Genomic DNA, 8,097 nt, shown 5'->3' on the forward strand with positions numbered 1-8,097 from the left:
CGGCCAGGCAGACCACACCGCCCGGGCCGATCGGCCGATCGAGCCTCGCGAGGGTTTCGAAGTTCCGTACGGCATCCCGCCCCGGCGACGCCGTCTTCTCGAACTACCGGATCCGTCACGCGGAGACGATTCTCCGCACGGCGGGCTCGCTCGTGTGGGCGAACAGCAAGAGGCGTGTCGGGTCGCTCGGGGTTTCTGCGCGTCATCCGGTGAACCCTCACTCCCGTCCTGCACGGAGGTCCCATGCGACGCTTCGCGTTTCTCCTGCCCGTCCTCCTGCTGTTCGTCTCCGCGTGCGGCGACTCGTCGACGTCACCGGACGACGGTACGCCTGCGGTGGTGTCCTTCACCGTCGACCCCACGACCCAGGTCGGCGGTGGCGTGGTGACCGTCGTCGGATTCGATGCACCACGCGAGGACGCCCTCCGGAGAGCCCGCATCGCGGGTATGGACGCGACCGTGATCGAGAGCAACGGCGAGCGAATGCGACTGGCGGTCCCCTCTTTCCACGACGGCACGGACTTCGCGCCACCTGCCGGGCCCGTTGATCTGGAAATCCTCGACGACGGCGTCGTCGTGGCGCGCGCCGAGGCCGCCCTCACGGTCACGGCCCCGGCGCCCGCACCCGATGCATCGTTCCGGATGACCACGGCGCTCGGCTCGCTGACCCGTGACGTATCCGATGCCGCTCTCGCACTGATCGACGGCCCGGGTACGGAGGAAGGATTCGCCCTCGCGCTACGGGCCGCGATCGACAGTCTGGTGACCGGACGCGGTTCCAGCTCGCTCCGCGGTCGCCTGGAGGCACTCGACGACGAGCAGTTGTCCATCCTGGACCGGCTCGTCGCCTCGAGCGGCGTGCTCGCGACGTCCGAGCGCGCGGCCGAACGCGCGCGCGTGCTCGCGACGGCGATGCCGAGCGCGTCGCCGTCCCGGACCACCGAACTGCCCGAGTCCGAACTCGCGGCGCGCATGCAGTTGCAGGTGATGCTCGCGGACTTCGGCACCGACTTCTTGAACGAGTCGAACGGTGACCTCGGAGCCGTCATGCTCGGACTCACGGGCGTGGGTCTCACGACAGGAATCACCGCACCGGGGCAAGCGGTGCTGGGCACGGTGGCCACGGTGCTCGGACTCGTGAACTTCGCGGTGAACAACGTCGTCCTGGGTTACCTGCCCGCGCGCGTCGACGTCTTCGAACTCACGGTGGCGGAGGAGTTCGTCTCACCAGGCGAGGTGCCAGAGACGAACCTACGAATCGTGGCGTCGAACGATCCGCCGGCGATCACCGTTCTCGATCTCGTCGACCTCGTCCTCGGCGCGCTGGGAATCGCCGCGGGAACTCCAGAGGCCGAAGACGTGGTCGACGTGGTGAACGGCGTGTGGAACAGCGTACTGGACATCGTGCGGAACCGACTCGGCGCCTATGCCGCCAGCCATCCCGATGCGGACGTCGCCTTCGACGTCGCGAGCATTCCGTCCATGACGTGGTCGACCACGGTCACCGACTCACGCTTCGCGGCTCCCCTGACGTTCACGCCCGACGTGATCGGTCCGGCCGAGAACGACATTCTCGCCTGGCGAGCAGCCGTCGACGGACACGGCGAGGGACGGATCTACGCCCGCATCCAGTCAGGCCCCGACGTGACGTCCCTCCCGCAGATTCCCGGCTACACGTACACGGCGGGCGCGTTCGGACGGGACGTCCTCCAGACCGAGGAGGTGACCGTGCGCGTCGCCGCTCCGCTCTTCGTGATCGCCTCCATGGATCCGGCGATCTCGCCGGGTGGCTCCAACGGACTCGAGGTGCGTGTCGGGACGATCAGCGCCACGGGCGACAGTCTCGCCCTCGAGGGGGCGTCGGTGCAGTGCACGGCGGACGGGGGCACTCTCGATCCCGCGTCCGGCCTGACCGGCCCGGACGGACGCTTCGACACGCTCGTGACGCTCGACCCGGGCAGCGTGGGCGTGACCGTCGACGTCGTCGCGAGCGATTCTGTCGGCCAGAGCGTCACGACGACGACGGGCGCGACGACCGAGGAACAGATCGTCGCGACGATCTCGCTCCCTGAGCGCGTCGGCTTCGACGAGGACGTACCCGTGGTCGTGACCGCCCAGCTTCTCACGCAATCGGGCTTCGTGCCGGCCGAGGGCGCTTCGATCTCCCTGTACGACGAGACGGGGAGCATCGTCGGACCGTCCGACGGCGTGGCCGACGCAGAGGGCGTGTTCACGTCGATCGTGAAACTGGACGACCCGGAGAACGAACTCGTCATCAGCGCCGAGGTCGACTACGCCACGCTCGACGGGGTCGAGGTCGAAGCGCGTGCACTGCGCGAGGACTCCGTCGAGATCATCGTCACGCGCGTCATCGGCTACTCCGAGGTCTTCGCCACCTGGACCCCCGAGGACGGTCAGCCGAACGAGCGCTTCGTCGAGGAATTCCAGATCGAGGAATTCGACGAGGTCACGGGCTCGGTGACGAGTTCGACGTCGGTCACCGGCTCGGGTTCGCGGGGCGGCATGACCGTGAGCGGATCGTCCTCGGCCGACGTCACGGTACGGATCGACACGGACGGAAGCGGAAGCTTCCGAAGTCTGACCCTCGACGGGTCGACCGAAACCACGCTCACGCTCCTGAACCCTCCCGCTCGGCCATACCAGGTCCAATCGGAGGCGGTGATCGAGGTCGAGCTCGACATCGCCGTGTGGGGGACGGCCGCGAGTTGGTCTTTCAGTGGCTCTTCTTCGACCAGGTCGGTCGACGTCGAGATCGAGGGCGACGACGACCTCCTCGACTGCTTCTCGGAGACCGGAGGATGTTCGAGCCCGTCGGGGAGCGGCCCCTTGCCCGTCGGTTACTACGACGTCGACGTCGGTCTCGGCGACGACACCTTCTTCTCCGAACGCGCAGAGACGGCGGACCAGGGGACCCAGAGCGAGAGCGGAACGTTCTCGCTCACGTTCACCGCGCGTCACTGAGTGCGGGGTGTCGGCATCGCGCCGATCGTTCCCAGGTGCGCGAGCAGCCGATCGGCGACCGGGTCGTTTCCTGCTGACCGGTTCGCCAACGCCTTCTTCATTCCCGACATCCAGCGGCTCGACGTGATGCCGCGCCGGCTCGAACTCGCTGCCGGGCGGCCCGGTCACTTCCTCTCGTACGACGTCGGTGCCTTGCCGCGGCCTTCGTGCTGGGGGTCGGGCCCGTGAAGATCTCGCCCTTGGGCGGAACGGCGCCCTCGATGGTGGTGCGGTCCACCCGAGTGCGCTTCTTCGAGCGCGACGATGATTCCTTCGTCCGCGTCTTCGACGACTTCGTCGTGCTCCAGATGCGGTCGAGGACGGCCTTCGGCACCCCTTCGGCTTCGAAGGCCGCGCGGGCGTCGGTGGGTGCGATTCCCTCCTGCTCGATCCACGCGGGGACGGCCTCCACGAACGCATCCTCGAGTGTTTCGAGATCGACGCTCTCGGCCCGGGCACGCTCGGCGCGGAGCTTCACACGCGCGATCGGATCCTTGGTCCTGGCGATCCGTGTGTCGAGCTTGTCGAGTGCCGCCTGGTCGATCAGCGAGGCAGGATCGGCCAGGGCCTTCAGGTACTGGGCGACGGCGTCCATGTGATCTTTCTGGTTCGTGGCGGCGGTGCCGAGAGCGGAGCCTCCGAATCACCCGCCGTCGGCGTGCTCCAGCCACCGCAGGGCCTCTGCCGGCTCCAGGACGTCGGCCCCGGGGTGCGGCCGGCCGGCGAGGAGGTCGCGGTCCGACGACACCACCGGGACCCGGGCGGCGGCGGCCAGGGCGGCGAACTTGCGGTCGGTGGGGTCGGGGACGGCCTCGAAGGCGTCGGGATCGGTCGGGCCGTCGAAACGTCCGGCCTCGCCGAAGACGTCTTCGACCTCCTCCCAGGAGATGGGGGGGATCCGGCGGAGGACGGCACGGGTCTCGCGCCGGGTCGCCTCGTTCCAGACCACCACGAGCCGTCCCTCGCGGGCCCGCTCGATCAGGCGGGCCGAGGCACTTCCGCGGCGGAAGCCGGCAGCCACGAAGACGTTGGTGTCGAGGACCAGCCGCGGCGTCACGACGACACCAGCCGTTGGAGCGTGGCCGGATCGATCGTGTGGCCGCCCTCGAACTCCGTGATCCCGAAGGCGATCCCGGCCTCGCGGACCCGTTCGAACTCGCGGGCCAGAGCCTCGGCGGGGACGAGCGGGTCTTCGGTGCCTACGACGAACTCGAGGTCGTAGGGGGCCGCGGCGAAGCGGTCGAGGTCGACGTCCTGGGGCAGGCCCGATCCCCAGCAGATCAGCCGGTCGATCCGCGGCCCGCGCAGTGCCGCCCAGCGGCCGGCCGTATGGGCCCCCTGGGAGAATCCGAGCACGGTGGTCCGCGCGGGTGCGCCGTCGCGGGCGTCGAGGTGGGCGATCAGGGCGTCGAGCCAGTCGAGGGTGTCGGTGATCTCGAGTTCGCGGTCGTCGCGGGTCATCCACGAGGCCCCGACGCGCTGGTAGCGGTCGTCGGTGTAGAAGCGCGACAGGCCCTCGGGGGCGACGATCTGCCGCCCCGGCCCGGCGATCGCCCGGAAGCGCCGCAGGAAGCGCTCGGCCCGCTGGGCGTAGCCGTGCAGCACGATCCAGCGCGCCTGGCCGGCGCCGCCGATCTCGTACCAGCGGGCGTGGCGACGCACCGGGAGCGTTCCCCGCGAGGTTTCCTGCCTGTCGTCGTCCACGCCGCGCCTCCCGGCCCGATCGAGCTTTCTTCGAGGGGGAATTCGACTAGTCTGGACCGTGTCCCCGGTCCGGTCGCGCCCTCGAGCCGGACCCGCGTCGCCCGAGAAATCGCTCTCGACCCGGAGTGCGCCTCCACGCCATGGCCCGTACGAACCAACGAGACTACGACAAGTTCTTCAACCGCGAACTGAGCTTCCTGGCCTTCGCCCGCCGGGTCATGGAGATGGTGCACGATCCCGACGTGCCGTTGCTCGAGCGGGTCAAGTTCGCCGGGATCGTCGGCATGCTGCACGACGAGTTCTCGATGAAGCGCCTCAGTGGCCTGAAGCGCCAGATCCAGCGGCGCAAGCTGAAGCGCTCGCTCGACGGCCGGACGCCGCTGCAGGAGTTCGACGCCTGCCGCGAGGAGCTGCTCGTGCAGTCGCAGCAGCTGGCCCTGGCGGTGAACGATTCGCTGCGTCCCGCCCTGGCCGAAGCGGGGATCCCGATCCTCGACCACGCGGCTCTGTCGAAGAAGCAGATCAAGGGCCTGCGCGAGTTCTTCCAGAAGTCGGTGCTGCCGATCCTCACGCCCCTGGCCGTCGACGCCGAGCACCCCTTCCCGTTCATCAGCAACCTGGGCCTGAACCTGGCGATCTACCTGCCCGAGGACAAGGACGGCAACGAGCGCTTCGTACGCCTGAAGATCCCCGACAACCGGCCTCGCTGGGTGCCACTGCCCGACGACGAGGGTTTCGTGCCGCTCGAGCAGGTGATCGCGGCCAATCTCGATCTGTTGTTCCCGCGGACGCCACCCACCCGGGTGCACACCTTCCGCGTGACCCGCGGGGCGAGCGGGGATCCCGACCGCCCCCTGGCCGACCTGACCATCGAGGAAGCCCTGAACGAGCCGGGCAGCATCGTCCAGCAGGTGTCGGGCGAGCTCAAAGCCCGGCGCTTCGCCGGAGCGGTCCGCCTGCAGGTGAGCAGCGAGATGCCCAAGAAGACGGCGCGCTGGCTGGCCGAGCAGCTCGAGATCGAGCGCGAGGACATCTACCCGACCGAGTACTTCCTCGGCCTGAGCGATCTACGCGACTTCGACGTCCCCGATCGCAAGGAGCTGCGCTACCCGCCGCACACGCCGCGCGTCCATCCCCGCCTCCGAGGCACGAACCTCGGCGATCCCGAGACGGTGTTCGACGAGATGCGCCGGGGCGACCTGCTCGTGCAGCACCCCTACCAGAGCTTCGACGCCTCGGTCCTGCAGTTCCTGCGGGCGGCCACGCTCGATCCGCAGACCCTGGCCATCAAGCTCACGATCTACCGCACCAGCCGGAACAGTCCGATCGTCCGCACGCTGGCCGAGGCGGCGCGTCGCGGCAAGCAGGTGGCGGTGCTGGTCGAGATCACCGCCCGCTTCGACGAGGCCCCGAACATCCAGTGGGGCGAGTACCTCGAGAAGGAGGGCGTGCACGTCGCCTACGGCGTGGAGAGCCTGAAGACGCACGTGAAGCTGGCGCTGGTGGTTCGCGAGGAGGAAGGCTCGATCCGCCGTTACCTGCACGTGGGCACGGGCAACTACCACTCGGGCACGGCGCGCATCTACGAGGACATGGGCTTGCTGACCTGCGACGAGAATCTGTGCGAGGAGGCGGCCGAACTCTTCAACGAACTCACCGGCTCGACCGTCTACGACTACGAGCACCTGCTCGTCGCGCCACACAACATGCGCGAGCGCTTCGTCGATCTGATCCGCCGCGAGGCCGAGCACGCGCGCGAGGGCAGGCCCAGCGGGATCCGCGCGAAGATGAACCAGCTACAGGATCCGATCATCATCCGTGAACTCTACGCGGCCAGTCAGGCCGGAGTGCCGATCACCGTGAACGTCCGCGGGCTGTGCTGCCTGCGCCCCGGTGTGAAGGGCCTGTCCGAGACGATTCGCGTGTACGGGGTGGTGAGCCGGTTCCTCGAGCACAGCCGCGTGTACCGTTTCGAGAACGCAGGCGAGCCCGAGCACTTCATGGGGTCGTCCGACTGGATGGCCCGGAACCTGAACAACCGCATGGAGTGCATCACGCCGATCCACGACGCCGACCTGCAGGCGGAGATCGACGCGATCTTCGACGTCTACGACCAGGACAACTGTTCGGTCTGGGACTGCCAGCCCGATGGCAGCTACGCGCGACGACGCCCCGCGGAGGGCGAGGAGCGCTGGTGCGCCCAGGAAGTCCTGATCGCGCGCGAAGACGGCGAGGGCCCGGCCCACCGGCCTCGCGCCACGGGTCGTCGCGCATCGAGCAGTGCGTGAAGGCTCACTGCGCGACGATCGAACCGCCGTAGAAGTACCAGCCGAGGCCCACGGTGAAGATCACGTCTCCCCAGAGGCCGTGCTCGACGGTCGCCTGCAGGGTCGATCGCGAACGGAGGTACGTGCGGGCGAACAACCACCCTCCGGCCGTGCTGAGCACGGGGGCCAACCAGTTCGCGAAGAAGAGGTGGGCCAGGCCGAAGGCCAGAGCGCTGGCGGCGACCAGCGCGCGGTCGCCGGGAAACAGCGCGCGGTAACGGTGGAACAGGAAGGTGCGGAAGATCAGCTCCTGCGGGTACACCGACAGCAGAGGGTAGGCGAGCATCACGGCGAGCCACATGCGGGGGGTCTCGCGGGGGAATCGGACGAACAGCTCCGGCTCCAGCCACCATGTGAGTACGGTCAGCACGACCGTCGACGGCACGAGGATGCGGAGGATCCGGCGTAGCCCGTCGCCGAAGGCCTGTGCGTTCCAGAGTCGTCGACGGTCGAAACGCCGGTCGGTCAGCAGGATCACCGTGAAGACGGCGGCCAGTGCGAGCAGTGTGGGAACGATCATGCTCGCGAAGTGCTCGCGGGCGAACCAGAGCCCGATCGGCACGACCACGTAGAGCGCCGTGAATTCGGTCGCCAGTACGAGACGCGCTCCCCGCCGCGGCAGGAGGGGGCCGCGGAGGCCGTCTTCGGCCGTCGTCGCCTTGGATTCCACCACGCCTCGCCATCCGTGCCCGATGTGGAAAGGGCGGGACCGTGTGGCCCCGCCCTCGGGATTCCGGCTCAGCCCTGCTCGGGGGGCTGGGCCAGGATCGCGATCCGTTCGCGGCTCGACACCACCACGCCTCCGGGTTTCTCCACGGTCACCGCGAAGAGATAGGGCCGGTCGACGTCGAGTTTCGCGCTGATGGGAACGATCACCTCGTCGGCTCCGGACGGGACGTCGAAGACGCCGCCGTCGACCGGGAAGCGCTCGTCGCGCCCCTGGTCGAAGATCCAGAGCTGGTACTGGAACTCGCCCGGGTCGTTCGCGGCGAGGCCACCGATCTTCATGGCGCCCTCCTGCCGCGACGAACTCCACACCACGTCC

The 8,097-nt window shown here is 68.8% G+C and carries 7 protein-coding genes; 2 read left to right on the forward strand and 5 right to left on the reverse strand.

Translation table 11 applies throughout. The features are described 5' to 3' along the window. The first annotated feature begins 243 nt into the window (after positions 1-243). On the forward strand, positions 244-2,982 hold the full coding sequence (locus VKA86_05680; GenBank protein ID HKK70689.1) for a hypothetical protein: 2,739 nt from the start codon (positions 244-246) through the stop codon (positions 2,980-2,982). 97 nt (positions 2,983-3,079) lie between these two features. Here the strand turns inward: VKA86_05680 and VKA86_05685 are convergent, their stop codons facing one another. From VKA86_05685 to VKA86_05695, 3 genes are read right to left on the reverse strand one after another with little or no spacing between them, the layout of a single operon-like run. Further along, positions 3,080-3,616: a hypothetical protein gene (locus VKA86_05685; protein HKK70690.1), complete on the reverse strand. Its 537-nt coding sequence runs from the start codon at positions 3,614-3,616 to the stop codon at positions 3,080-3,082. A gap of 48 nt (positions 3,617-3,664) precedes the next feature. Continuing rightward, the gene (locus tag VKA86_05690; GenBank protein ID HKK70691.1) at positions 3,665-4,078 is read right to left on the reverse strand and encodes a PIN domain-containing protein; all 414 of its coding nucleotides are present in this window, start codon (positions 4,076-4,078) and stop codon (positions 3,665-3,667) included. Beyond that, positions 4,075-4,725 (reverse strand): dienelactone hydrolase family protein, encoded by a 651-nt coding sequence (locus VKA86_05695; GenBank protein HKK70692.1) that lies wholly within the window; start codon positions 4,723-4,725, stop codon positions 4,075-4,077. The genes VKA86_05690 and VKA86_05695 overlap by 4 nt, the downstream gene beginning before the upstream one ends. 140 nt (positions 4,726-4,865) lie before the next feature. On the opposite strand from VKA86_05695, the gene ppk1 reads away from it, so the two are divergent. Continuing rightward, a complete protein-coding gene (ppk1, locus tag VKA86_05700; GenBank protein HKK70693.1) occupies positions 4,866-7,013 on the forward strand; it encodes a polyphosphate kinase 1 in 2,148 nt (715 codons plus the stop codon). Between the two features lie 4 nt (positions 7,014-7,017). Here ppk1 and VKA86_05705 read toward each other — a convergent pair whose 3' ends face one another. Together VKA86_05705 and VKA86_05710 are read right to left on the reverse strand one after the other, a co-directional pair. Further along, positions 7,018-7,722 (reverse strand): CPBP family intramembrane glutamic endopeptidase, encoded by a 705-nt coding sequence (locus VKA86_05705; GenBank protein HKK70694.1) that lies wholly within the window; start codon positions 7,720-7,722, stop codon positions 7,018-7,020. A 68-nt stretch (positions 7,723-7,790) separates the two neighbouring features. Then, on the reverse strand, positions 7,791-8,097 hold a 307-nt coding region (locus tag VKA86_05710; protein ID HKK70695.1), incomplete at its 5' end, for an anti-sigma factor.

It is taken from the genome of Candidatus Krumholzibacteriia bacterium (genome assembly GCA_035268685.1).
Taxonomy (GTDB): Bacteria; Krumholzibacteriota; Krumholzibacteriia; order JAJRXK01; family JAJRXK01; genus JAJRXK01.